Source organism: Thiohalorhabdus sp. Cl-TMA (genome assembly GCF_041821045.1).
GTDB classification, from domain to species: Bacteria; Pseudomonadota; Gammaproteobacteria; order Thiohalorhabdales; family Thiohalorhabdaceae; genus Thiohalorhabdus; species Thiohalorhabdus methylotropha.
On record NZ_JBGUAW010000008.1, the window covers coordinates 244,724 to 269,576 of the forward strand.

Consider the following 24,853-nt stretch of genomic DNA (forward strand, 5'->3'; position numbering starts at 1 on the left):
CATGTCCACAAAGCACCCGATCGTTGCGGTGACGGGCTCCTCCGGTGCCGGTACTACCACCGTCAAGAACGCGTTCAACGACATCTTCCGCCGCGAGAACATCACGCCGGCGGTCATAGAAGGCGACAGCTTCCACGCCTACGAGCGCTCCGAGATGAAGGAGAAGATGGCGGCCGCCGAGTCCAAGGGCGAGAACTTCAGCCATTTCGGCCCCGAGGCCAACCACTTCGACAAGCTCGAGGAGCTGTTCAAGACCTACGGCGAGACCGGCTCCGGACAGCGCCGCTTCTACATCCATAGCGATGAAGAGGCCACCGAGCACAACGAGCGTCTGGGTATCGACAAGGCGCCCGGCCAGTTCACCCCCTGGGAAGACCTGCCCCAGTCCGACCTGCTTTTCTACGAGGGACTCCACGGCGGCGTGGCGAATGCCGAGGCGGGCGTGGACGTCGCCCAGTGGACCGACCTCCTGGTGGGCGTGGTTCCCGCGGTGAACCTGGAGTGGATCCAGAAGATCAGCCGTGATACCGCGGAACGCGGCTATGACGCCAGCGTGGTGACCCATACCATCCTGCGCCGGATGCACGATTACGTGCACTACATCACGCCGCAGTTCTCCCGCACCCATATCAACTTCCAGCGGGTGCCGCTGGTGGACACCTCCAATCCCTTTATCGCCCGGGACATCCCCACGCCGGACGAGTCCATGGTGGTAATCCACTTCAACGCCTACAAGGATCAGGACTGGCCCTATCTGATGTCCATGATCCAGGGCTCGTTCATGTCCCGCCCGAACACGCTCGTGGTGCCCGGCCCCAAGATGGGCTTCGCCATGGAGCTGATCCTGAACCCCATTATCCACGAGCTGATGAAAAAGAAGAACTGAATCCGGCCCTATCCGTGGAAAGGCCCGGCCGATCGGCCGGGCCTTTTTGCTGCGGAGGCAGGCGGAAGGCCCCGCCGCGGCCCGCCCCTTAGGTCTTGTTCTCCCAGGGGAAACCTGCCCGATCCTGGACCACCCCCAGGAACTCGCAAAAGCGGACGTAATCGCGATCCCTCTTCACGTTCAGGACCAGCAGGTCCGACGGGCGGTGCCGAAAGTAGTCCCTGACCAGGTTGTTGTGGGTACGGTAGAAGTCGAGCAGCACATCCTTATTGAAGAGGTCGGACTCCGGCACCTGTTGCAGCATCATGTGCACATGGAACCGGAAGCCCGGATACGGTCCGGGGGCGGCTTTCAAATCCTCCGCATCCGGCGGCACCTTGCCGTTTCCCCACTTCTGCCCCAGAAACCGGATCAGTGAGTGGTACCACGCCTCCTCGCTATCGCGAACGGTCAGCATGAACTTGCTGCCCGGGAATGCTTGGTCCAGGGCCACGAAGGTATAGGGCCAGCTGAAAGGCGCATCCTGAAAGAACTGCGCCGTCCGGCACAGCCGTATGATGGGGCGGAAATCCCGATGTGCCCACGGGTCGATCAGGGCCTTGCCCTTCATCTCGTCCCCCACCACGTAATCCAGGCGCAGCATCTCCTTTTCCAGCGAGGTGGTCCCGGTCTTGTTCAACCCCACACAGAACACCTTGGGCTTGTTCATTACCCGACAGAATGCACGTGCGTCGTTCAGTCTTCTCCGGACCCCGGCGATACTCGCCATGCCCTTGCAACCCCCAAGGCAGCATAAGCCACTCGCTGGCCGACCCGCCTACAAACAAAACCCTCCCTTCACCCAATACCAGAAAAGCATTGGGTAGCAGGGGTTTTTGCCGGAAAGAAACCGGACGGCATTGTGCCGGAGAGAAAAGAGAGAAAGCATACCGGCTCCCCTGCGTTTCTTCCGGGAGCGCGAGGAAGCGGAAATGCAGCCGAGGTGCGCAGCCCCTTAGCCTTCAGAACAACAGAGCCGTTGGGCCCGGAAATCGGAGACCGAACCCTTGCGCGGGGCTCTGGCTGGCGGGGGAGTAGTCGGATTCCCGGCCCTCAGGAGACCGAGCGGCGCTCCGCCTCATGCGTGCAGGAACAGAAATGGTGGAACTCGGCGATGTAGTCGGCCACTTCAGCCTGGAGCTCGGGATTGTGCAGGTCGCCCGCCTCGGAGAGCTGCTCCTGGATCGCCGGGAAGAACAGGTAGCGCCCGAAAGGCCGGGCGCGAATATGGGCCAGTACCGAGAGCAGGGCATCCGCGGCGCGCGTGCCGGCGAAGCGGGCCGCGCCCAGGGCCACCACGCCCACGGGCTTGCCCCGCAGCACGGAAGGATAGCCCAGGTTGTCGAGCACCAGCTTGACCACCGCGGAATAGCTGCCGTGGTATTCGGGGGTGACCAGGATCACGCCCTCGGCGGCCCCCACCCGCTCCACCACGGGGCGGAAGGCCTCCACCGGCCCTCCGGCCACGGTGCCGTCCATGAGCGCATCGAGGTGCGATCCCGGTTGCAAGCGCTGCACGGCCTGGCCGGCGGTTTCCTCCAGCGCGCCGGCCAGATGGCGGGCCACCAGCCCCGTCCGGCTATCGGGACGGGCCGACCCTTCCAGTATCAGATACGCCATGCATGCTCCTCCCGGGTGCACCCCGGGGTGAAAATGTAAATCCGTTAATATACTACTACGGCGCAACCCCGGCAACGGGCCCCGAAACGCATCAAATTGGTGCACCACCCCCTCCGCTCGCCCTATAGTGGTGCATGCGGCCCGCCAAAATGCCCCATTTTGGGCCACCCGCACTTGGCATGGCCCATGCAATCCCAGTGCAACGAGCAACGCACGGCTTTTCCATCAGGAGGCACTCCCATGGCCCAAGGCGCCGACAAAGTCTTTCGCATGATCGAGGAGCACAACGCGCGCTTCGTTGATCTCCGGTTCACGGACCCCCGCGGCAAGTGGCAGCACATGACCCTTCCCGCCCACGGTCTGGATGAGGATACCTTCGAGGAAGGCTTCACCTTCGACGGTTCCTCCATCGACGGCTGGAAGGAGATCCACGAGTCCGACATGCTCCTGGTACCGGACCCGGAGACCGCCTTCCTCGATCCCTTCTTCGAGGAGCCCACCATCGTGCTGGCCTGCGACGTGGCCGAGCCGGACACCATGGAGGGCTACAACCGTGACCCCCGCTCCGTGGCCAAGCGCGCCGAGGCCTACCTGAAATCCAGCGGCATCGGCGATACCGCCTTCTTCGGCCCCGAGCCCGAGTTCTTCATGTTCGATTCGGTGCGCTGGGACGTGAAGATGGAGAAGTGCGGCTACGAGATCGACTCCGAGGAAGGCGTCTGGAACTCCGGCGCCGATTTCGAGGGCGGCAACTGGGGCCACCGTCCCGCGGTGAAGGGCGGATACTTCCCGGTTCCCCCCGTGGACTCCAGCCAGGACATCCGCTCCGCCATGAGCCTGGTGATGGAAGAGGTGGGCATCACCCCGGAGATCCACCACCACGAGGTGGCCACCGCCAACCAGAACGAGGTGGGCTTCCGCTTCGCCGAGGGCGTGGCGCAGGGCGATCAGCTGCAGAAATTCAAGTACATCGTCCACAACGTGGCCCACGCCTACGGCAAGACCGCCACCTTCATGCCCAAGCCGGTGGTGGGCGACAACGGCACCGGCATGCATGTGCACATGTCCATCTGGAAGGACGGCAACAACACTTTTGCCGGCGACAAGTATGCGGGGCTGTCCCAGGAGGCGATCTACTACATCGGCGGCATCATCAAGCACGCCAAGGCACTCAACGCCTTTACCAACGCCTCCACCAACAGCTACAAGCGCCTGGTTCCCGGCTTCGAGGCGCCCGTGCTGCTGGCCTATTCCAACCGCAACCGTTCCGCCAGCATCCGCATCCCGGCAGTGGGCTCGCCCAAGGGCCGGCGCATCGAGGTCCGCTTCCCGGACCCCACGGCCAACCCCTATCTGGCCTTCTCGGCGCTGCTGATGGCCGGCATCGACGGCATCGAGAACAAGATCGATCCCGGCGAGGCGCTTGACAAGAACCTGTACGACCTGCCGCCCGAGGAGCTCGAGGACGTGCCCCATGTCGCCGCCTCCTTCGAGGAAGCGCTCGACGCCCTCGACGCCGACCGCGAATTCCTGACCAAGGGCGGCGTATTCACCGACGATGCCATCGACGGCTATCTCGAGCTGCGGCGCGAGGAGGTGGACCAGGTGCGCATGACCACCCATCCGGTGGAATTCGCCCTGTACTACAGCGTTTAACCCGGGAACGGGCCACGAAGCGCCCATGTTCCGGCTCCGCAGCTTCGACGACCTCCCCGGCAGCCGGGGAGGTCGTCCTTATTTCGGGCCCAGCCCGGAAATTGCGTCCAAGCCACTGCGGGACAGAATGATGCCCGATTATTCCATCGAGACCGCCCGTTTTCCGCCGGCCCGGCCAATCGGCCGGCCCCGCGTGGCACTTCGCCGGTCCGGTCCGGGGCGCAATTTCCGGGCTGGGAGCGGGCAGCCATGAAACAGCCGAATCCCATGCAGATCCTCGACTCCCTGGCCACGGCGGTGCTGACCTTCGATGACCGGCTGCATCTGGATTGGATGAATCCCGCCGCCGAGGAGCTTTTCGCCATCGGCCTACGTCAGGGACAGAACCGCGATTTCGAGGGCCTGTTCCCAGACCGCACCAATCTGGTGCAACGGGCGCAGGAGGTGCTCGCCCAGCCGCGCGTGGTCAGCGAGCGGGAGGTCTGGCTCCAATGTCCGGGCGACTCGGGGCGCCTCGTGGACATCACCCTATCCCCACTACCGCTGGAGGGGGACCGGCTCGGACTGCTCGTGGAGGCCACCCTCTCCGACCGGCGGTCCCGCATCGCCCAGGAGGGGCGGCGCATCGAGGAGCAGCGCGCACTCCGCCGGGTCATCCGCGGGCTGGCCCACGAGGTGAAGAACCCGCTCGGTGGTCTGCGGGGGGCAGCCCAGCTGCTCGCGGCCCACCTCCCCGACCCCGACCTCACCGAGTACACGGAGGTGATCGAGCACGAGGTCAACCGCCTCCTCAAGCTACTGGATTCTCTCCAGGGCCCCCGGCACACGCGGCACCGGGAACCGGTGAACATTCACCAGGTCCTGGAACGGGTGCGGCGGCTGGTCAGCGCGGAAGCGCCCCAGGAGGTCTCCATCCTCCAGGACTACGACCCGAGCCTTCCGGAGATCACGGCGGATTTCGACCAGCTGGTCCAGGTATTCCTCAACCTCGCCCAGAACGCGGTGCAGGCCGTATCCCAGCAGGAGGAAGGCCGGGTCATCCTCCGCACCCGGGTGGAGCGGAACTACACCATCGAGGGCAACCGGCATCCCCTCGCCCTGCGCGTTGAGGTTGCCGACAACGGACCCGGGATCCCGGAAGCGGAGCAGAACCAGATCTTCTACCCGCTCGTGACCAGCCGCGCCGAAGGGCGCGGTCTGGGACTGTCCATCGCCCAGGACCTGATCACCGCCCACGGCGGGGTGATCGATCTCCAGAGCGCGCCGGGTCACACCGTGTTCCAGGTAACCCTCCCCTTGACTCCCCCGGCGAACGGGGAGGCCAACGAAAACGGGAACCGCAGCTTATGAAACCCACTGTCTGGGTGGTCGACGATGATTCCTCGATCCGCTGGGTGCTGGAGAAGGCGCTGAGCGAGGCGGGCATGCAGGTGCGCACCTTCGAATCAGCGGCGCCCGTGCTCCAGGCGCTGGACGGGGAGCGCCCCGATCTCGTCATCTCCGACGTTCGCATGCCCGGCGAGGACGGCTTCGCCCTCCTGCGCCGCATACAGGCTGATCACCACAACCTCCCGGTGCTACTGACCACGGCCTACAGCGACATGGATGCCGCTGTGGCCGCCTTCGAGGAGGGGGCCTTCGAGTACCTCCCCAAGCCCTTCGACGTGGCCGAGGCGGTGTCCCTGGCCCGCCACGCCATCGCCCAGGCGCCCGCCGCGGAGGAGGAGCCCGCGGCGGAGAAGCGTCCGGAGATCCTCGGCGAGGCGCCGGCCATGCAGCAGGTCTTCCGGATCATCGGCCGTCTGGTCAGTTCGGAAGCCAATGTCCTGATCACCGGCGAATCCGGAACCGGGAAGGAGCTGGTTGCCCGCGCCCTGCACCGCCACAGCCCGCGCTCCGACGGCCCCTTCGTGGCCCTGAATACCGCCGCGGTCCCGGCCGAGCTCCTGGAATCCGAGCTCTTCGGGCATGAGCGCGGCGCCTTCACCGGCGCCGTGGAACGCCGGGTGGGCCGATTCGAGGAGGCCAGCGGCGGCACGCTGTTCCTCGATGAGATCGGCGACATGCCGGCCGAGCTGCAGACCCGGCTGCTCCGGGTGCTGGCGGAAGGGGAATTCCAGCGGGTGGGCGGCCGGCAGCTCCTGCACGCGGACGTCCGGATCATCGCCGCCACCCACCAGGACCTGTCCGCCCTGATCCGGGATGGGGGCTTCCGGGAGGACCTTTACCACCGCCTCAACGTGGTACCCATCCACCTGCCCCCGCTGCGCGACCGGCGGGAGGATATCCCGCAGCTGGTGCGCCACTTCCTGGAGGAGGTGGCCAATGAGCTCGGCCTGCAGCCCAAGCAGCTCTCCGCCGAGACCCTGGAGGTGCTGCAGGGGCATGGGTGGCCGGGTAATGTCCGCGAGCTGGAGAACCTGTGCCGGCGACTCACCCTCATGGCGCCGGGCACCACCATATTCCCGGAGGATCTACCTCCCCCCTATCGTGATTCCACGCCCGAGGAGAGCAGCGGCGACTGGCAATCGGCACTCGCCCAGTGGGTCCGCGCCGCCCTCCAGAACGGCCAAAGCGAAGTGGGCGACCGCGTTCAGGCGGATACTGAACGGGTCCTGATCCGCGAAGCCCTGGCCCACACCGGCGGACACCGCCAGCGGGCAGCCGCGCTTCTCGGCTGGGGTCGGAACACCCTGACCCGGAAGATCAAGGAGCTGCAGATGGAGGAAGGATAGCGATAGCCGCTTCCCCGCCTGTATAGTGGAAAATCGTTCCATTACAACCACTAGCAGGAGATTCGCCGTGCGCGCATTGCCCCGGCTTATCGCCCTTCTCTCGCTGGTCCTCCTAACCAGTACCTCCGCCTCGGCCACCGAGGAAACCCGGATCACCTGGCTGGGCCACGCCGCATTCAAGGTAGAAGCCCCGAACGGCGGGGTGATGCTGATCGACCCCTGGCTCAAGAACCCCAAGAATCCCGAGGGAGAGCGACTCCTCAGCGATCCGGGCAGGGTGGACTGGATCCTGCTCACCCACGCCCACCCCGACCACGTGGGCAATACCGTGGCCCTGGCTAAGAAGACCGGCGCGCGGCTGGTGGCACCCTTCGAGCTGGGCCAGCAGCTGGTCGCCCAGGGATACCCCGAGGACCAGGTGGGCATGGACGGACTCATGAATATCGGCGGGGAGATCGAGCTGCTGGATGGCGAAGTAAAGGTCCTCATGACCCCGGCCGTGCACAGCTCCGGACTGAGCACAAGTGGCGAGGACGGGCCCTCCCATTTCTACGGGTCCAACCCGGTGGGCTACCGCCTCGCGATTCAAGGCGGCCCCGCCGTCTACCACGCCGGCGACACGGACGTATTCGGCGACATGGAGCTGATCCGGAAGCTCTCGCCGGTGGACGTCATGCTCGCCCCTATCGGCGGCCATTTCACTATGGACCCGGAGCGGGCCGCCTACGCCGTGAACCGCCTGATCCAGCCCGACGTGGTCATCCCCATGCACTACGGCACCTATCCCGTGCTCAAGGGCCGCCCCGAAGCACTCCAGAAGCGCCTGGACGAGGGGGTGGAAATGCGGGCCCTGTCGATCAACGGGACGGCCGCATTCTAGGGAGCGCCGGTGCGGGAGAGGTAGCGGCTCCGCACCGGCCGCCTTCCCGCCCTGGCGGGGGTCCGGAGATCCTCGCTCGGGGCCGATTTTTACCGCCCATTTTGACAGGGAGAAGCCACTTCTTTACATTATTCGTCTTCCAACCGTTATGGAGAGGTGGCCGAGTGGCTGAAGGCGCTCCCCTGCTAAGGGAGTATGCGGTTGATCCCGCATCGAGGGTTCGAATCCCTCCCTCTCCGCCATTTTTTGCGCTCGCCGTGATTCTCATGGCGCTTGCGGCTCCGGCGCATGTGCTGGCGGCCGTCCATCCGGAAGGGACGCGGGCGCAGCAGGAGGCCGGCCCGGCTGAGCTGGTTCGCATCCAGGTCCTGGACAAGGTGGAAGGCAAGCGGCGAACCATGACCCTGCCGCTAGCGGTGACCATCCCCCTTCCGGATACCGTGCACAGCATCCGGGTCACACGCTTCACCGAGGATTTCGCGCTGGCCGAACCGCCCCGGACGGAACCCGCACAGGGGCCCCGGCAGAACGGGGAAGCGCCGGGCCAAAGCGATCCGGAAGCGATTCCGATCGCGGACGACTCCCCCTTGGTCCCGCAGGACTGGGGGCCGTCGAAAAAGCCGGAGCCGGTGCCCCGGGCGGCCGGGGAGGAAAACCCCGCGGCCCTTCTGAAGCTCTATCGGGGCAATCAGCTGGTGGGCTCCAGCTGGATTTTTCAGAAGGCTCCCCACTTGTTTCAGCCCTCCAATATGCGTTATACTTTCCAACTTCTTGGCGTCGACGAAACCGCCAAGACTCCTTAAGCGCCCGTAGCTCAGCTGGATAGAGCAACTGACTACGAATCAGTAGGTCGGGGGTTCAAATCCTCCCGGGCGCACCACACGAGCTTAGCCCCCGGCATTGCCGGGGGCTTTTTTTGTCCCGCCCCCCTTCACGCGCGAGCCGCCGAGTGAAATTCAGCCCCAACGGACCCGGATGGGGCTTTGGACATGTGTCCCCGCTGGGATGGACGGGCTCCGAAGCCCTGAAAAAGGGGGAGATTCCAATTCGGAAAGTTCTGTGAAAATCCGGGAGATGTCAATGAGTCGGGAGAGCTGCCTGCGTAACGCGATTTTCACCGAGCCGGAACGGGCGGGAGCATGAAGCGGCGTTGAGCAGAGCGGTCTTTGGGGGACGAGGGAAGCGTGGAGCGAGTCAGGAATGGTGGGAAGGAGACTGCGGGCCGGAGACGCTTTCCTGCTCCTGCTCCAGGGAGGCGAGCACCGCTTCTCCCCGTTTACTGAGACAGAGCCCTTCCCCGCTGCTTTCCAGATATCCCCGCTGCAACAGAGAAGCCAGCTTGTCACTGAACTCCTGGCTATTGCAGTAGAGCTTCTGCAGAAAATGCTCACGCATTTCGGTAACACTTTCACCGGCGGAAAAGGCTTTCAGTATCATTTGGTCAGATAGATTCAAGAACAGCCTCCGCCTGCACTTTCGGAGAATGAAACCAAAACACCCTGAACCGCGTGGAACAATGGGTCCGCTTAAATCCCACAAAATTTTTGCGGGTTTTAATGACGACTGCGCTAACCTTACCATGCCTTCCCCCGGCTCCCAACAAATCATCCGGGCTCAAATCACATTATCCGTCATAATGTTGATCGAAATGGTCGAGAACCACGCCCATGAGTACGGCGGGCTTCCTGACGGGGCCTGTCAGTCCCCCGTACCCTCCGGTTTGCCTGCAACGTGCGGCTTTGGTACTGTTTGCTTCCTGAAGAAGTATCCGGAACGGCAATCTCCCATCCGAGGATCGGGGTGGTCGGCGGGTAGGCCGGCCCCGGAAGGCGGCATGCTCGCTTCCACGATTCGTGCCTGTACGTCAGTCGGCAGGGCCCCGCCCTGCGCAACCCTCCTCTCCGGCATTAGCTACTGACCGTTATCGTGACATACCCGACCGAAGACCTACGGATCGCATCCATCCAGGAAGTCCTCTCTCCGGCCGACCTGCACCGGGAAATTCCCCTGAATGAGCAGGGCGCGGGGACCGTAAACGATACGCGTGCTGCCATTCGGGACATTCTGAACGGCAGCGACGACCGGCTCCTGGTCATCGTCGGCCCCTGCTCCATCCATGATCCGGACGCCGCCCTGGACTACGCCCGGCGCCTCAAGGAGCAAGCGGCGCTGTACCGGGACGATCTGCTGGTGGTTATGCGGGTCTATTTCGAAAAGCCGCGGACCACGGTCGGCTGGAAGGGGCTCATCAACGACCCGGGCCTGGATGAAAGCTTCCGCATCAATGACGGCCTGCGTATTGCACGCCGTCTGCTCCGGGACCTGGCGGAGCTGGGCGTCCCCGCGGCCACCGAGTTCCTGGAGCTGGTGGTTCCCCAGTATATCGACGACCTTGTGAGCTGGGGCGCCATCGGCGCCCGGACCGCCGAAAGCCAGGTGCACCGTCAGCTGGCCTCCGGGCTCTCCTGTCCCGTGGGCATCAAGAACGGGACCGGCGGCAGCCTGCAGGTGGCGGTGGACGCCATCCGGTCGGCGGCGCACCCGCACCATTTCATGTCCCTGACCAAGGACGGCCACTCCGCCATCTTCACCACCACGGGGAACCCGGATTGTCATCTGATCCTCCGGGGCGGTCGCAAGGGCCCCAACTACGATGCCGCCCACGTGGACGAGGCCTCGGCCCTTCTGGATAAGGCCGGCCTGGAGTCCCGTATCATGGTGGACTGCAGCCACGCCAACAGCGGCAAGGACCCCGCTCGGCAGGCCGACGTCTGCCGCGACCTGGGCGAGCGCGTTGCCGGTGGCGACCGTCGCCTGATCGGCCTCATGATGGAGAGCCACTTGGTGGGCGGCCGCCAGGACCTCACTCCGGAAGCGAACCTGACATACGGCCAGAGCATCACCGACGCCTGCATGGGCTGGGACATGACGCTGGAGCTCCTGGCGGAGCTGGCGGGCAAGGTGCGCGCACGGCGGGAGCGGGTTCCGGCCTAAGGGCTACCCCCGCTTTCGGGATTCCCTGCCCTTCTCTTCCTGGGCTATAGTCGAGAGGCGGTGTCGCCTTTCATCTCTATCAGGAGGAGTGCGGCCATGATGCTCGGGGAGATCCGAACTCATCATCCCGAGGGAGCCCCGGAGGAAGTCGCGCTGGTGGAGCTCACCGGGAGACCCTTCAAGGCCCTCTGCATTCCACGGAAGGCGCTGGAGCCGGCCAATGCCCTGCCGGAGCTCTCCGACGGCGGCGTCTACTTCCTGCTCGGCCCGGGGCACCGCCCGGAGGACAAGCCCCGGGTCTTCATCGGCAGCGCCAGCGACCTGGCCCACCAGCTCCTCCACTGGAACGAACGGCAGAGCCCCTTTCCCTGGCACCGGGCGGTGGCCTTCCCCCTCGCCGCCCCACGGGTCCCCCGATTCCACAAGGAGCTGAACAAGCTCGTACAGCTCCATTGCCACCGCGGCGCCGTCCGGGCGCAGAATCACGAAGTAATCAATCAGGAGCCCACCTGCCCCTCTCTGGTCCCGGCCTTCATCGAGCGGGACATCAAGGCCAGTCGCACCGCCATCCAGACCCTGCTGTTCGCCCTGGGCCACCCCGTGCTCGGCACCCGGCCCCGGGTGGTCTCCTAACCTTCCGTCACGGAAGGCCTGACTCGGCGGGCACCCTTTCTCAGGCCGCTCCGGCCCGGACGGGCAGCCGCCCCTTCCTCCGCAGGTACCCCGTGGCCCCGGCGGCAGTCAGAATGCACCATACTGCGAACAGGGCGCCCGGCAAGGCGGTTTCCGGCGCGAAATGCTCCAGAGCCAGCGCGACCCCCAGGCCGGCGTTCTGCATGCCGATCTCGATGGCCAGAGTGAGGCGGTGGCGCCCATCGAACCGGTACAGCCGGCCGAGGCCCCAGCCCGCCAGGTAGCCCAGCCCGTTCAGGATCGCCACCACCGCCAGCGTACCCATTCCCACCTCGGCTATGCGGTCCGCGTTGGCGGCCATGGCGTAGCTGCAGATCACCACGATCGCCAGGGAGGCCACCGCGGGGGCCGCCCGCTCCACCCCGGCCCGGACTCGCCCGAGCCACGGCCGGACTGCCATCCCCGCCGTCAGCGGTACCACCACCGTCATGAGAATGGTCTGCATCATGGGCCAGAAGGGAACGGGCAGGAACCGGCCTCCCAGCCCCTCCACCAGCCAAGGCGTCAGCAACGGTGCCAGGAAGGTCGCCGCGGTGGTCATGGCCACCGAGAAGGCCACCGCGCCCCCGGCCAGATAGACCAGCACGTTGCTGGCCATGGCGCCCGGGGCCGATCCCACCACGATGAAGCCCAGCGCCAGCGCCGGCGATCCACCCGCCCGCTGGACGAGCAAGGCGGCGCCGAGCCCCAGGACGGGCATGACCAGATACTGGGTGAGCACGCCCAGGGCGATCTGTAGCGGTCGGCCCAGCGCATCCCGCACGTCCCCAGGATCCAGCACCAGACCCAGGCAGAGCATGGTGGCAGCGAACAGCCATAGGAAGACCCCTTCGAAGACCATGAAGGCCGGCGGGTGCGCATAGGCCGCTACGGAGGCGACGAGCGTGAGCGGGGCGAGATTGCGGGAGACGAAACGGAGCACGGGAGACCCTCCAGATGACCGGAGGCCCGAGCCTAACATCCCCGCATACCCGCTTTCGGCGTATGGACATTGCCGTCCGCTTTCCCTACCATCTGTCCGCCTCGACGCCCCCAACCCCTTAGGCCCAGAGCCCATCCATGCAAGCCTTCCTCTCCTTCCTGGGCCGTCTGCGCGATGCCGGCCGGGACCTGGCACCGATCATGGCCGTGGTGGCCATCTTCCAGTTCGGCGTGCTCCAGCGCACCCCGCCCGACATGATGGCCATCCTTGCGGGCCTGGTCATCGTCGCAGTCGGATTGGCGCTGTTCCTGCAAGGGCTGGAGGTGGGGATCTTTCCCCTGGGGGAGAGCCTGGCCGACCAATTCGCCCGCAAGGGCTCCGTATTCTGGCTGCTCCTGTTCGGCTTCCTGGTGGGCTTCGCCACCACCGCCGCCGAACCGTCCCTGATCGCCATCGCCGACCGGGCGGAGGTCATCAGCGAGGGCCGGCTGGATGCCCTGGGGCTTCGCATGACCGTGGCCCTTTCCGTGGGGGCGGCCCTGGGGATCGGCATCCTGCGCATTCTGCTGGGGCACCCGATCCACTACTACATCATTACCGGGTACCTCCTGGTGCTGGTGGCAACCTACTTCGCCCCCCAGGAGATCGTCGGCCTGGCCTATGACTCCGGCGGCGTCACCACCTCCACCGTTACCGTTCCCCTGGTGGCGGCCCTCGGGGTGGGCCTGGCCTCCAGCATCAAGGGACGGAGCCCGCTGATCGACGGTTTCGGGCTCATCGCCTTCGCTTCCCTGCTGCCCATGATCTTCGTGCAAGTGTACGGGATACTCGTCTATGCCCTGGCCGAGCCCGCTTCCGCGGGGCTCGCGGCGGCGGATCCCGCCCCCGGGGGGAGCCCCGCCGCCCTGAGCCACCTGGGGGTCATGGTGGTGCTCCAGGGCCTGCTCGGCGTTTTCCGGGACACGCTGCCGATCATCCTGGTCATCCTGGGCGCCCAATACCTGGTGATCCGCCATCCCCTGGCCCGTCTGCGCAAGGTGACCGGCGGCTTCGGCATGGTGATCCTCGGTCTGTACGCCTTCATCCTGGGGCTGGACCTGGGCCTCTTCCCGCTGGGCGAGTCCATGGCCCTCCAGCTCACGGAATCCGCCGGACGCACCGCCATTTACCTGTTCGCCTTCCTGGTGGGCTTCGCCACCACCATGGCCGAGCCCTCGCTCATCGCCATCGCCGAGAAGGCGGAGGAGGTGAGCCAGGGCGGCATCCGCCAGCTGGTACTCAGGGTGGCGGTGGCCATCGGCGTCGGTGCGGGGATCACGCTGGGCTGCCACCGCATCATGGCGGGTGATCCCATCCACTACTACATCATGGCCGGCTACGCGGCCGTCATCGGTCTCACCTTCTTCGCCCCCCGCTACCTGGTGCCCATCGCCTACGATTCCGGGGGCGTCACCACATCCACGGTCACCGTGCCCCTGGTGGCGGCCCTGGGGCTGGGACTGGCGAAGAACATCGAGGGGCGCGACCCGCTGATCGACGGCTTCGGACTGATCGCTTTCGCCTCCCTGTTCCCCATGATTACCGTATTGGGGTATGGCTGGCTCCAGGAAACCCTTTTACGTCGGCGCAAGGAACAAGCGACATGAGATTCTCGGTACTCGTGGCAGTGGTCCCGGAGGCGGACGAGGACAAGGCCCTGGCCTCGGCCAAGGAGGCGGGGGCGGGAAGCGTCACCGTCCTGAAGGGGCGTGGTCAGGGACTGGAGGAGCAAAAGACCTTCTTCGGCCTGACCTATGAAGGGGCGGAATCGGTGCTGCTGTTCGTGCTCGAGCGCCGCCTGTCGGTGCGGGTCCTCAAGAACCTCCACACGGACCTGGATCTGCAGCATTCGGACGGCTATGCCTTTTCCTTCCCGGTGGAGCATCTGGCCGGGATCAATTTCAAGGAGCTCTCCCATTTCGAGGAGAGCGTCAAGGAAGAGCTCTGAGGGCGGCCATGCTGGTTAAAGACCTGATGCGAACGGACGTGAAGACCATCTCCCCGCTGGCCTCGGTGCGCGAGGCGCTAACCCGCATGCACGAGAACGCGGTGAAGTCCCTGGTGGTGGAAAAGCTGGAGGAAGACGATGCCTACGGCATCCTGACCTACACGGGCATCCTCCGGGAGATCGTCGCCGAGGAGGGCGACATTGATCTAACCAATGTCTACGATCTCCATGTAAAGCCCGCCCTGAGCGTATCCGGCGGGCTCAACGTCAAGTACGTGGCGCGGATGATGATCCAGCAGAACGTCAAGCGGCTTCTGGTGGTGGACAACAATCGGCTGGAAGGCCTGATCTCCATGAGCGATATCGTGCAGAATATCTTGCGCATGGCCGACGAGGCCCCCTGACCCGTTGCTCCCGTTCCCGCGTGGGGTACCATTCCGGCAAGCGGGTCAACTCCTTCGAGAAGGCAGGGGAACAGCATGGCCGCCAACGACCGGGGATCCAGGGAACGAACGGAAAGAAGTGCCGAAGAGCTGCAGAAGGCGCTCCGGGAGCAGGAGCAAGATTCGGCCTCGGTTCGGAATGACCTGGAGCAGGCGCTGGCGCGTATCGCCCTCCTGGCATTCGATCAGGACTCCCGACTCGACGCCCTGCTGACCGAGCTTCGCACCGCCATCCGCAACAAGCAGCCCGCCGAACGGATCGCCGAGCTGGCGCGCAGCGTGGACAGCGCCATCCGGGAGCTCGACCAGCCTGCCGAGCCCGGCGAGGCGATCACCTCCCCCGGCGAAGCCCTCCTCCAGCTGCTCGCCAAGCTGCATCTTCCCCGCCACCTGACCCCGGACCTGGACGACCTCCGTGGCCGTCTCCGCAGGGCCCCGAGCGCCACCCTGCCCGCCGAGCGCATCGACGAGCTGGCCCGGCTCCTTGAGGAGGCCGGGGGCGCGGCGGAGCCGCGGCGGGGCCTGCGCAATCTGCTCGGCGGAACCGGCCCCAGCCCCGGGCGGCCCTTGCGCGTGCTGCTCGACGAGCTGATCCTGCCCGAGCCGCTCCAGGAAGCGCAGGGTCGGCTTTCCGAGCAGTTGGCCGACGGCCGGGAGGAAACCGCCGCACGGGCCGCCGAGGAGATCGCCCGGCTGCTGAATGACCACCTCACCGATGCCCCACCGCCCTCCAAGGCGCTTCGCCGTCCCCTAACCCGCCTGGTGGAAGCGCTGGGCGTGGAGGACGGGGACACCGAGGAGATCGTGCAGGAGCTACAGACCCGGATCACGGACGGCCCCCGCGCCGGTGACCTGCCGGGCATCCTCACCGACGCCGCCGACCTGTCCGCCCGCGTCCGGGACCGCTTCGAAGAAGAACGCGCCGATCTGGAAGCGTTCCTGCAGCATCTCCTCCAGAACCTGGTGGATCTGGAAGAACGCTTTCAGAGCGCGGCCATGCTTCGCTCCACCGCCCGCCAGCACAGCGATGATCTTCGGGCCCAGATGGAGGGCTTGGAAAGCGAGATCATGGACAGCGAAGAGCTGGAGTCCTTGAAGCGGGTGGTCCGGAGCCGCCTGGAGGCGGTCCGCGAGCGCATCGAGGCCCATCAGCACGCCGAGGAGGAACGGGACCATCAGCTCGAATCGGAGATCGACACGCTGCGCGCCCGTCTGGCGGAGGTGGAGCAGGAGTCCCAGTTCCTGCGCAAGCGCCTGCAGGCCGAGCACCGGCGCGCCCAGACCGATCCGCTGACGGGGCTCCTCAACCGTCTGGGCTATGAGGAAGAGGCGCGCCGGGTACTGGCCCAACACCAGGCGGAGGGCGGGTCCCTGAGCATGGCGGTGCTGGACGTGGACCGCTTCAAGGAGCTCAATGACCGCTTCGGGCACCAGGTGGGGGACAAGGCCCTGAGGACCATCGGCGCGCTGCTGGGCGATCTGCTGCCCAATGCCGAGTGCACCCTGGCGCGCTACGGGGGGGAGGAATTCGTGGTGGTCCTGCCCGGATTGGACAGCGAGCGGGCCATGGCCGCGGTGGACCGCATGCGGGCGCGTCTGGCCGAAGCCAGCTTCACCGCCCAGGGGGAGCGGTTCCGTATCACCCTGTCCGCCGGCGTGGCGGAGCTCGCGCCGCAGGAGCCACTGAAATCGGCCTTCCAGCGCGCGGACCACGCCTTGCTGGCGGCCAAGGAGGGCGGCCGGGACGCCGTGTACCCGGCCGCGACTCCGGAATAGCGCGCTACGACCCCTCCTCGAGCAGGTCCAGGATGCGCTGCTTGAAAGCCGGTTTGTCCATGGCGCGGCCACCCACGGCCTTGTAGGCGAGACGTCCCTTCCGGTCCACCAGGAAGGTGGTGGGCAGGCCCTTCACCGGAAACCGCTCCATGGCCTTGGCCTCGGGGTCCAGCAGCACCGGGAACGTGATCTCCGTTTCCAGCTCGCCGTGAAGATAGGAGAACACCTCGGACTCCCGCTCCCCCACGTTCACGGCGAGAATCTCGAAATCCCGATTCCGTAGTGCCTCGTACAGGCGCTGCATGGAAGGCATCTCCTCCCGGCAGGGCGGGCACCAGGTCGCCCAGAAGTTCACCAGCACCACCTTGCCCCGCATCCGGGAAAGGGCGTGGGTGGTGCCGTCCAGCTCGGTCAGCTGGAGCTTCGGAGCCCGGGGCAGATTCCCCATGAGGCTCATATCCGTGGGCAGGGCCGCCGCCGCACCGGCCAGCAGCAAGCCGCATCCCGCCAGAAACCGTACCACCGCCCTGCCGAGCTGCATGCGCGGACGCCTCCTTGTCGCTCGCTTGGCCCCTCCCCGGGTCCGGGAAGGATTCACCGGCCCCACACCTTACGGCAGCGCCCGCCGCTTCGCCAACGCGCCTCCGGGGCCGAAGCGCCCCGCCCTGCCGTCGGTCAGCACGCCAGACCGCGCCAGGCGCACTCCCAGGTTTCTTCCAGATAGTCGGTCAGCGGCCGGTCCAGCACCCCTTCGAGGCGCAGCTGGACCAGCCGGATGGGTCCCCCGAGCAGGGTCGCCGAGGCCAGAACCTCGTCCATGGGCCGGATCTCGCCCGCCGCGACCCCTTCGGCGATGATGATCTTGATGAGCTCGAACGGCTGGGAAGCGCAGATGGGCTTCTCGTTGGGCAGCACCTCCCGATGCTTGAAGTACAGGACGTACTCCATGACCTCGGGGAAGCTCTCCGTGGTCTCGAACAGATGCCGGACCACCTGGTAACAGCGCTCCCGGGCGGCGGCGTAGCCCGCGTAGATCTGCCGGATATCGGACTCCACGAAAGCGAGGGTATCGTAGAAGAGCTCCCGGGCGAGCTCTTCCTTGCCGCTGAAATGGTGATAGATGGAGCCGATGGAAAGCCCGCTCTCCCGCCGGATGTCCTGCAGGGAGGTATTGAAGTAGCCGCGCTCGGTGAAGAGATGGCGCGCAGCTTCCAGGATCCGTTGTCGGGTAGCCTCCGAGGATTCGGCGCGCGCAGCGACTTTTTCACCCATGGGATCGGCCCTTCAGGGGAGGAATCGGAACGGTTTCTCGGGCAGCGTATTCTTTTTGGACCCTAGGCAAGGGGTCGGGGGGTGTCAATCGACCTGCCGGGCGAAGCAGGGCTCCGAGGCCGCGAATCGGCACAGGGGCAGGCCGTGCTCGGCCAGGAATTTCACGGTCGGCGCCACGCACCGCTCCACCACCCGCCCCCGGTGGGGACTGGAACGGACCCTGCGGGCCAGGGTGCGCGGCGCCTCCAGCCCGGCCCGGGCATAGAGCCCGGGCGGCGGATAGAAGCACTGATCGATGAACTGCCGGAACACCTGGCGCAGCAGCGGCACCATAGCCCGCCGGTGCAGGGCCGACATGTGGTCCAGCTTTTCCCCCACCCGCTCGCGGGCGTAGGCGATATGCCGGGCCTCCTCGCGCATGTGGACCGCCACCACGTCCCGCACGGCAGCCGGAAGGCGCTCGTCGCGATAGAGGGCGCGGTTCACCTGATCGGGTACCGCCTCGCCCATGAGGATAGTGGTCCAGAAGCCGGCGGAATCGAACGGGGCGAGCCGGGCGAAGGCGGAGGCCATGCGGGGCCGGGGCAGCGCCCCGGACAGGGGCGGCATACCGCTGCGCCGGATGAGCTCCACGAACATGAGGCTGTGGCCGGCCTCCTCGCGGAGCTCATGAAGCTGGTAGGTGAAATCCTCCAGGCCGGCCGCCGAACCCCGGCTGGCCCGGGCCGCGATGCGCTGCATGAACAGGGCCTCCAGCCACAGCCCGAGCTCCAGGAAGGCGATGAGCTCGTATTGGCCGAGCAGCCGCCGGCGCTCCGGACTCAGAGCCGCCCATTCCGACGTACCATAGAGCGAGACCATCTCCTCCGGCATCCAGGGCAGGCCCGGATCCAGGGTCTCCCAGGCCACCTGGGCCAGCGGGTCCCGGTAGTCCGAGCTGCTTCTGCTGAGCCGCTCCGGCAGGGAGGATATCGTCGCGATTCGGCTCATGCCTCGGCTTCACCGCCTGGGTCCGTTGGAAAGGGCTCACCCCAGCATAGATCGATGCAGTTTGCCACAGAATAGTTGGGCCGCCAATTGAGGGTCCGGGCAGCCCGGCTGCAATCCAGCACCAGGGGATAGCGCAGCCCGGCCAGCCACCCCGGATCCCCGAATCCGGAGGAGAACCGCCATACCAGGCGGTGCGCCGCGGCGGCCGGGCCATAGGGCAGCCCCCAGGCCCGCCGGTGATGGCGCTCGATCAGGTCGGGAAGCGGCTCCGGCTTCGCCCCGGCGATGTTGAAGGCCCCGGGGGCGCGGGTCGCCAGGGCGCGCAGAATGGCGTCCACGGCATCGTTCTCCCACAGGCACTGCACCGGGGGCGGCTCGGCAGCCCGGATATAGAGGCGAGTGCGGGCGATCCGGTTGAGGAGCGGCTGGGAGTCGGGACCCACCACCGCGTGCATGCGCAGGCGCGTGACCACCGGGGCATCCGGCTCCCGCTCGAAGCTGTCCAGCCAGAATTCCACGGCGGCCTTGTCCTCGCTGTATCCGAACCCCGGCATGGGCCGGCGCGGCGACTCCTCGTCCATGGGTACCGGATTGTCGGGCCAGGCACCGTAAACCGCGGCGCTCGACGGATAGACCACGTGCCGGACGCCCGCCTCGCGGGCCGCGCTGAAGAGGTTTCGGCTGCCCTCCAGGTTGATGGAGCGCATGAGGTTGCGCTCCTTCCACCGGCGCCCGAGGGAGGCGCCCATGACGATGAAGGCGAGGTGGACCACCGCGTCCACCCCTTCCAGATGCTCGCGGAGCTCGGGCGCCCGGATATCGCTGCGAACGGAGCGGAAGCGCGGGTGGGGAAAGGTGAGCGGGAACCAGTCGAGCCCGATGACCTCCTCCACCCCCGGCCGCTCCAGCAGACGGGGAAGGAGGGGCTGGGCCAGATGGGAATTGGCGCCGGTTACCAGGATTCGCATATCAGCTCGGCAGACGTCTGGGGAGGGCCTGGCCCGGTCGGCCCTCGGCATGGTGGCGACCGGGGGTCAGGAGCGACGCTCCCGGAAATGGGGCATAACGCGCTCCGCCAGGGTATGCATGGATTCCTGCACCACCTCGGTGGGCAGGGCGCCCGCGCCGACGGCGCACAGCAGATGGTCCACCCCGGCCGCCCGATATTTCTCCAGCTTCTCGATGCACGCCTCGGGCGATCCGACCACCACCATGCCCATGGCCTCCAGGAGGGATAGCCGGACTGCGCGCTTGAGCAGGGGCTGCAGGCGCCCCAGCTTCTGATAGTAATCGTAGCTTTCCCGGAATTTCTCCAGGACCGGCCGGGTTTGACCCAACAGGCGCTCGTAATACCAAGTGAACGGTTCGCGCGCAAGCTTTCTGGCACGGTCTCCATCCTCCAGGCAGAGCACGCCCACCGTCATGCCGAAGCGCGGGTTGCTTCCCGGCGGGGCCCCTTGGGGCCAGGCCTCCCGCCAGGCCCGCCGGTACTCCTTGAGGTCCTGCTTGACCAGGAACCAGGGCTTGAACGGTCCGGCCAGCGCCCCCAGACCTTCTCCCGCCGCCCAGGTGAAGGTCTCCGGGGAGACGGCCGCCGTCCACAGGGGCGGATGCGGATCCTGCACCACGCCGGGCAGCACCTCGATATTCTCCAGGGCGTAATGGTCGCCCCGGAAGGTTACCGGCTCCCCGGAAAAGGCCCGCCGGACCACCGCCAGCGACTCGTCGACGATCGCACGGCTGGCGGCCATGTCGGAACCGAAAACCGCGTACTCCTTGGGCGAGAAGCCCCGTCCCACGCCGAGCTCCAGGCGCCCTCCCGAAAGCAGGTCCAGGGTGGCGGCACGCTCCGCCACGCGCACGGCGTGGTTGTAGGGGAGCACCACCACCCCGTGTCCCAGGCGCAGGGCACGGGTCCGCTGGCTGGCGGCGGCAAGGAACAGCTCCGGGGCCGAGGAGTGGGAATACTCGCGCATGAAATGGTGCTCCACCAGCCAGGCGGTGGAGAAGCCGAGCCTGTCCGCGAGGGCGACCTCCTCCAGGGTCTCGGCGAAGACCTGGGATTCTCCGCGTCCGCCGTGCTCGGGGACCGCCAGCTCGAAGAAGAGGTCGAAATTCATGCCCCGGGCTATCCTGGTGGGGAGCCGATTGGTTACGATTCCCGCAGGATTCTACCTTAGCCGGGCCCGTTCTTCAGGGGTCCCGCCGCCACCCCTTGCAGAGAAACGGATCATGGAAGCGAAGCTCGACCCCCGGGAAGTACAGGAATCGATGACCTTTGACGTGGATCGGGTGGCCGAATTCCGGCGCCGCTGGTCCGTGCTCATGGAGCTGGCGGTGTGGGGGGATCTGAAGGCGCGCGAAGTGGGCGCCCTGCCCAAGCTCCGCAAGCGGTTGCTCGAGTATGGCGAGAAGATCCGCTCCCTGTTCAACGACCGCTCCTGGATTCCCCAGCCCCGGGACCAGATCAAGAGCATCCTCACCGCCAGCCTCGATGTCCGCGACAAGCTCCAGGCCACCGAAAAGGAGGTGGAGGGCCTGACCGGCGGCGCCGACCTGGAGCGGTTCCGGGAAGAGTTCCATCGGCTCCGGGACGACCTCGTGGCCTTGATGGAGCACCACGAGGCGCTCTGGAAAGACCTCCTCAACCGCCTTTACGATGGCTACGAGGAATGGAAGGCCGCCCAGGGGGAGGAGCCGCCCTCCGATTGATCATCCGGCGGGCCGCCGCGCCATGAACCAACAGCCAGCCGAGACGAGAGGGAAGCGATGAAAGCCGTGGTAATGCCCACGCCGGGTGGACCCGAGGTCCTGGAGGAACGGGAGGTCGCCGATCCGGTCCGCTCCGACGAGCGGGATCTGCTGATCCGCCTGAAGGCCGCCGGAATCAACCCCGTGGACACCAAGATGCGCGGTGGCGGGTCCTATGGAAGCGGCGGCGCCCCGGTGATTCTCGGCTGCGACGGCGCCGGCGTGGTGGAGGAGGCCGGCCCCGGCTGCCAGCGCTTCCAGCCCGGGGACGCGGTCTACTTCTTCAACGGGGGGATCGGAACCGAGCCCGGGAACTACGCCGAATACACCGTGGTGGACGAGCGCTTCGTGGCCGCCAAGCCGGCCGCGCTCTCCTTCGCCGAGGCAGCAGCCGTGCCGCTGGTGGCCATCACGGCCTGGGAGTCCCTGTTCGACCGGGGGAACCTCCAGTCCGGGGAGAACGTGCTGGTCCACGCCGGGGCGGGCGGCGTGGGCCACATGGCCATCCAGCTCGCCCGCCGCGCCGGCGCGGAGATCTGCACTACCGTGGGCTCGGAGGAGAAGGCCGCCTTCGTCCGCGAACTGGGCGCGGACAAGACGATCCCATACAAGGAGGTGGATTTCGTCGACGCGGTGCTGGCCTGCTCCGACCAGCGCGGCGTGGACCTGGCCCTGGACACGGTGGGCCCGGAGGTGCTGGAGGCGAGCTTTCCCGCCGTGCGCTTCTACGGGCGCGCCGTGACCCTGCTGGACCCCAAGGGCATTAGCCTCAAGCAGGCGCGGCTGCGCAACCTGGGGGTCTTCCTGGAGCTCATGCTCTCGCCCCTGTTCTTCGGTCTGGCCGAGGCCCGCGCGCACCAGGCGAAGATCCTCGGGGAATGCGCCCGCCTGTTCGACGCCGGCGAGCTGCGCATCCACCTTCACCGGACCTTTCCCCTCGCCGAGGCGGCCGAGGCCCATCGGCTTCTGGAGGAAGGGCACATGCAGGGCAAGGCCGTCCTGACCATGGAATAACCATCCCTCCCCGGGGGCACCCCCGCGGGGAGAAGATCGGACAACCGCAATGACCGAGCATACCGACCTACTTCTGCCCGGCACGCTCTGGGACAGCATTCGTGGGCGTACCGAGCATGCCCTGGCAACCGGGGCCCTGCAGCCCATTCCCACCGAATGCGAAACCCTCCGGGACGGAGGGATCGACTTCCAGGTCCGGATCGCACCTAGTCTGGAGCAGAAGATCGCCGAAGTGCGCGATCAGCGGAAGCGGGAGGCGGCGGGAGAGAAGACCGACCCCTTCGCCGATCCAGAGCCGGATTTGTACCTGGGCAGCCTGACGCCCGCCCACTTCGCCCTGCTCAACAAGTTCCCGGTCCTGGAGCACCATCTGCTGATCGTGACATGGGGGTACGAGGACCAGCAGACCCTGCTGACCCATCCCGATTTCACGGCCCTGGACGTAGCACTCTCGGAGATCGACGGCCTCATCCTCTACAACGCCGGCCCCCCGGCGGGGGCCAGCCAGCCCCACAAGCATCTGCAGCTGGTGCCGCTGCCTTTCAACGACGCCGGACCGCGTTTGCCCGTGGACGCTCTGCTGGAGCCGGAACAGCTCCCGGAGACACCCACCACGGATACCCGGCTGCCCTTCCCGCATGCCGCGTGCCGCGTGGATGTCCGCAATCGGAGCTCGGGGGAGCTGGAGGAGATCTACTACGCCCTTCGGCAAACGCTGGGGATCTGGGAGGAGAGCACCCCGTACAACTTCCTGGCGACCCGGCACTGGATGATGCTGGTGCCGCGCGTCCGGGAGCGCTTCGAGGGGATCATGATCAACGCCCTGGGCTTTGCCGGCGGCTTCCTGGTCCGTAACCACCAGGATCTGGAGCACCTGCGGGTTACCGGCCCCATGCGGGTCCTGCAGGGGGTCAGCCAGTAAACCCCGGGTATGCGCGGAGATACGCCATGCGGATCACCCTGCACGCACCCCAGGACCTGACCCTTTCCGACCTCGCCGAGGAGGGCCTGCAGATCAGCGCCGGGGGCGAGGACGTCCACTTCAGCGCCATGGAGATGTTCAACACTTCCCTGGCCCTGTGCACCGCCTCGGTGCTGACCGCCTACGCCGAGCGGATCGATGCCGGCCTGGAGGGGCTGGCGGTACGCATGCGCTGGGAGTACGGCGAATCCCCCAAGCGCATCGGCCGCATCACCATGGACATCCGGTGGCCGGAGCTTCCGGAAAACCGGCGCAAGGCCGCCGAGCGCGCCGCCGCGCAGTGCACCCTCCACCACACCCTGGAGATGCCGCCGGAGGTGGAGACCCGGGTAGCGGGACCGGCTGGCGGGGCCGAGGTATAGCCCCGCCCGGAAGCGATCTCAGACCACCTCCGGCGTCCGGGCCGGCTCCACGGCTCGCGCCCATTCCCGCACCACCGGGCAATCGAACCGGAATCGCACCACGTCGTTGGCCAGCGCCAGCTCCCCCTGCGCCACCCGCCAGCCCTGCTCGTGCACCGTGCCTTCCATCCAGGTGAACAGCTCCCGCATGGCCTCACCGATGGCCCCGCGCCGCTCGTAATCCATGCCGCGCGCGTACCAGGTGGCCCGGCCCGGCGCCAGCGCGTCGCGGCCCAGATCGATGAAATGGACCACCAGCATGGAGCGCACCGCGCCGTGGCCCAGCTTGGAGCGCAGATAGTTCAGGGGAGCCCGCCCGGACACCTTCCGGGTGGGCAGGTGGGCGATCAGGTCCCGGGGCAGGATCTGCCACAACGGCTCGCCCTCCACCTCGCCGTTGGCCAGCAGATCGTCCGCCAGCGCCTGAAAATCGGGAAGGGGATCCGCTCCGGTCCGGGAGGCCTTCTGCATCAGCGCCTTCGCGCGCGGGATGTAGCCGCGCACCGGGAACCCCGGCACCCATTGGTCGAGCACGCAATGGACGAAGGCCTCGGGTGGCGTTCCGCCCTCCGGATCCCAGGGGACCACTCCTTCCGGCGCTCCCTTTCCGGCCAGAAACTCCAGTCTCCACCCCCCGGAGCCGTCGAACCGTGGTTCCCGGAAGGTGACATTCATGGTTGCCACACCTTTTCTCTTGATCATTCCCATGGTGGTTCGGTCTCTGCCGTATTGGCCGGATGGCGGCGCGGGCGCCCGGACAGGCCCCGGGCGCGTGGCGGGGAGCGGTTGTCCCGGCGCCCCCCGGTGTCCGC

Annotated in this window: 26 protein-coding genes and 2 tRNA genes; 18 read left to right on the forward strand and 10 right to left on the reverse strand. The window is 66.7% G+C overall.

The window, feature by feature from the left end:
- Position 1 precedes the first annotated feature (1 nt).
- On the forward strand, positions 2–886 hold the full coding sequence (locus tag ACERLL_RS13165) for a phosphoribulokinase (protein WP_373656549.1): 885 nt from the start codon (positions 2–4) through the stop codon (positions 884–886).
- Between the two features lie 88 nt (positions 887–974).
- Here the strand turns inward: ACERLL_RS13165 and ACERLL_RS13170 are convergent, their stop codons facing one another.
- Both ACERLL_RS13170 and ACERLL_RS13175 read right to left on the reverse strand, forming a co-directional pair.
- The gene (locus tag ACERLL_RS13170) at positions 975–1,595 is read right to left on the reverse strand and encodes a sulfotransferase (RefSeq protein WP_373656550.1); all 621 of its coding nucleotides are present in this window, start codon (positions 1,593–1,595) and stop codon (positions 975–977) included.
- Positions 1,596–1,978: 383 nt separating this feature from the next.
- Positions 1,979–2,545, reverse strand: coding sequence for an NADPH-dependent FMN reductase (locus tag ACERLL_RS13175; protein ID WP_373656551.1), 567 nt, complete (start codon positions 2,543–2,545; stop codon positions 1,979–1,981).
- A 240-nt stretch (positions 2,546–2,785) separates the two neighbouring features.
- Here ACERLL_RS13175 and glnA point away from each other — a divergent pair, with 240 nt between their 5' ends.
- From glnA to ACERLL_RS13210, 7 genes are all read left to right on the forward strand, one after another.
- Complete coding sequence (glnA, locus tag ACERLL_RS13180) at positions 2,786–4,201, forward strand: type I glutamate--ammonia ligase (protein WP_373656552.1); 1,416 nt, start codon at positions 2,786–2,788, stop codon at positions 4,199–4,201.
- Positions 4,202–4,450: 249 nt separating this feature from the next.
- Positions 4,451–5,551, forward strand: coding sequence for a nitrogen regulation protein NR(II) (gene glnL, locus ACERLL_RS13185; protein WP_373656553.1), 1,101 nt, complete (start codon positions 4,451–4,453; stop codon positions 5,549–5,551).
- The gene (gene ntrC / locus ACERLL_RS13190) at positions 5,548–6,936 is read left to right on the forward strand and encodes a nitrogen regulation protein NR(I) (protein WP_373656554.1); all 1,389 of its coding nucleotides are present in this window, start codon (positions 5,548–5,550) and stop codon (positions 6,934–6,936) included. The genes glnL and ntrC overlap by 4 nt, the downstream gene beginning before the upstream one ends.
- A gap of 67 nt (positions 6,937–7,003) precedes the next feature.
- The gene (locus ACERLL_RS13195; RefSeq protein WP_373656555.1) at positions 7,004–7,816 is read left to right on the forward strand and encodes a metal-dependent hydrolase; all 813 of its coding nucleotides are present in this window, start codon (positions 7,004–7,006) and stop codon (positions 7,814–7,816) included.
- Positions 7,817–7,966: 150 nt separating this feature from the next.
- Positions 7,967–8,058, forward strand: a tRNA-Ser gene (locus ACERLL_RS13200).
- A gap of 24 nt (positions 8,059–8,082) precedes the next feature.
- On the forward strand, positions 8,083–8,619 hold the full coding sequence (locus tag ACERLL_RS13205) for a hypothetical protein (protein ID WP_373656556.1): 537 nt from the start codon (positions 8,083–8,085) through the stop codon (positions 8,617–8,619).
- Positions 8,620–8,696 (forward strand) — tRNA-Arg (locus tag ACERLL_RS13210).
- A gap of 314 nt (positions 8,697–9,010) precedes the next feature.
- Here the strand turns inward: ACERLL_RS13210 and ACERLL_RS13215 are convergent.
- Positions 9,011–9,211, reverse strand: a complete 201-nt coding sequence (locus ACERLL_RS13215; protein ID WP_373656557.1) for a hypothetical protein — start codon at positions 9,209–9,211, stop codon at positions 9,011–9,013.
- A gap of 531 nt (positions 9,212–9,742) precedes the next feature.
- Here ACERLL_RS13215 and ACERLL_RS13220 point away from each other — a divergent pair.
- Both ACERLL_RS13220 and ACERLL_RS13225 read left to right on the forward strand, forming a co-directional pair.
- Positions 9,743–10,810 carry a 3-deoxy-7-phosphoheptulonate synthase gene (locus tag ACERLL_RS13220; protein ID WP_373656558.1) on the forward strand — a complete coding sequence of 356 codons (1,068 nt, stop codon included), beginning with the start codon at positions 9,743–9,745 and terminating at the stop codon, positions 10,808–10,810.
- A 96-nt stretch (positions 10,811–10,906) separates the two neighbouring features.
- Positions 10,907–11,443, forward strand: a complete 537-nt coding sequence (locus ACERLL_RS13225; protein WP_373656559.1) for a hypothetical protein — start codon at positions 10,907–10,909, stop codon at positions 11,441–11,443.
- Positions 11,444–11,483: 40 nt separating this feature from the next.
- Here ACERLL_RS13225 and ACERLL_RS13230 read toward each other — a convergent pair whose 3' ends face one another.
- The gene (locus ACERLL_RS13230; protein ID WP_373656560.1) at positions 11,484–12,425 is read right to left on the reverse strand and encodes a bile acid:sodium symporter family protein; all 942 of its coding nucleotides are present in this window, start codon (positions 12,423–12,425) and stop codon (positions 11,484–11,486) included.
- A 137-nt stretch (positions 12,426–12,562) separates the two neighbouring features.
- Between ACERLL_RS13230 and ACERLL_RS13235 the strand changes: the two genes are divergently transcribed.
- The 4 genes from ACERLL_RS13235 (at position 12,563) to ACERLL_RS13250 (ending at position 16,631) form a co-directional block, all read left to right on the forward strand.
- The gene (locus tag ACERLL_RS13235; protein ID WP_373656561.1) at positions 12,563–14,071 is read left to right on the forward strand and encodes a DUF1538 domain-containing protein; all 1,509 of its coding nucleotides are present in this window, start codon (positions 12,563–12,565) and stop codon (positions 14,069–14,071) included.
- A complete protein-coding gene (locus tag ACERLL_RS13240; protein ID WP_373656562.1) occupies positions 14,068–14,412 on the forward strand; it encodes a transcriptional regulator in 345 nt (114 codons plus the stop codon). The genes ACERLL_RS13235 and ACERLL_RS13240 overlap by 4 nt, the downstream gene beginning before the upstream one ends.
- A gap of 8 nt (positions 14,413–14,420) precedes the next feature.
- Complete coding sequence (locus ACERLL_RS13245) at positions 14,421–14,816, forward strand: CBS domain-containing protein (RefSeq protein ID WP_373656563.1); 396 nt, start codon at positions 14,421–14,423, stop codon at positions 14,814–14,816.
- A gap of 75 nt (positions 14,817–14,891) precedes the next feature.
- Positions 14,892–16,631 carry a diguanylate cyclase domain-containing protein gene (locus ACERLL_RS13250; RefSeq protein WP_373656564.1) on the forward strand — a complete coding sequence of 580 codons (1,740 nt, stop codon included), beginning with the start codon at positions 14,892–14,894 and terminating at the stop codon, positions 16,629–16,631.
- Positions 16,632–16,635: 4 nt separating this feature from the next.
- Here ACERLL_RS13250 and ACERLL_RS13255 read toward each other — a convergent pair whose 3' ends face one another.
- The 5 genes from ACERLL_RS13255 to ACERLL_RS13275 all read right to left on the reverse strand — a co-directional run bounded on the left by ACERLL_RS13255 (position 16,636) and on the right by ACERLL_RS13275 (position 21,013).
- Entirely contained in the window at positions 16,636–17,172 is a 537-nt protein-coding gene (locus ACERLL_RS13255; RefSeq protein ID WP_373656565.1) for a TlpA family protein disulfide reductase, read from the reverse strand.
- A 134-nt stretch (positions 17,173–17,306) separates the two neighbouring features.
- Positions 17,307–17,903 (reverse strand): TetR/AcrR family transcriptional regulator, encoded by a 597-nt coding sequence (locus tag ACERLL_RS13260; RefSeq protein WP_373656566.1) that lies wholly within the window; start codon positions 17,901–17,903, stop codon positions 17,307–17,309.
- 84 nt (positions 17,904–17,987) lie between these two features.
- Positions 17,988–18,893, reverse strand: coding sequence for a diiron oxygenase (locus ACERLL_RS13265; RefSeq protein ID WP_373656567.1), 906 nt, complete (start codon positions 18,891–18,893; stop codon positions 17,988–17,990).
- Complete coding sequence (locus tag ACERLL_RS13270; RefSeq protein WP_373656568.1) at positions 18,890–19,861, reverse strand: NAD-dependent epimerase/dehydratase family protein; 972 nt, start codon at positions 19,859–19,861, stop codon at positions 18,890–18,892. Before ACERLL_RS13270 ends, ACERLL_RS13265 begins: the two co-directional genes overlap by 4 nt.
- A 66-nt stretch (positions 19,862–19,927) precedes the next feature.
- Complete coding sequence (locus ACERLL_RS13275; protein WP_373656569.1) at positions 19,928–21,013, reverse strand: LLM class flavin-dependent oxidoreductase; 1,086 nt, start codon at positions 21,011–21,013, stop codon at positions 19,928–19,930.
- 112 nt (positions 21,014–21,125) lie between these two features.
- Here ACERLL_RS13275 and ACERLL_RS13280 point away from each other — a divergent pair, with 112 nt between their 5' ends.
- From ACERLL_RS13280 to ACERLL_RS13295, 4 genes are read left to right on the forward strand one after another with little or no spacing between them, the layout of a single operon-like run.
- Positions 21,126–21,605 (forward strand): hypothetical protein, encoded by a 480-nt coding sequence (locus tag ACERLL_RS13280; RefSeq protein ID WP_373656570.1) that lies wholly within the window; start codon positions 21,126–21,128, stop codon positions 21,603–21,605.
- Positions 21,606–21,662: 57 nt separating this feature from the next.
- Positions 21,663–22,658, forward strand: coding sequence for a zinc-dependent alcohol dehydrogenase family protein (locus tag ACERLL_RS13285; RefSeq protein ID WP_373656571.1), 996 nt, complete (start codon positions 21,663–21,665; stop codon positions 22,656–22,658).
- Positions 22,659–22,707: 49 nt separating this feature from the next.
- Positions 22,708–23,580, forward strand: coding sequence for an ATP adenylyltransferase family protein (locus tag ACERLL_RS13290; protein WP_373656572.1), 873 nt, complete (start codon positions 22,708–22,710; stop codon positions 23,578–23,580).
- Positions 23,581–23,606: 26 nt separating this feature from the next.
- Positions 23,607–24,002, forward strand: coding sequence for an OsmC family protein (locus ACERLL_RS13295; protein WP_373656573.1), 396 nt, complete (start codon positions 23,607–23,609; stop codon positions 24,000–24,002).
- An 18-nt stretch (positions 24,003–24,020) separates the two neighbouring features.
- Here the strand turns inward: ACERLL_RS13295 and ACERLL_RS13300 are convergent, their stop codons facing one another.
- Positions 24,021–24,725 (reverse strand): hypothetical protein, encoded by a 705-nt coding sequence (locus tag ACERLL_RS13300; RefSeq protein WP_373656574.1) that lies wholly within the window; start codon positions 24,723–24,725, stop codon positions 24,021–24,023.
- Positions 24,726–24,853: the final 128 nt, after the last annotated feature.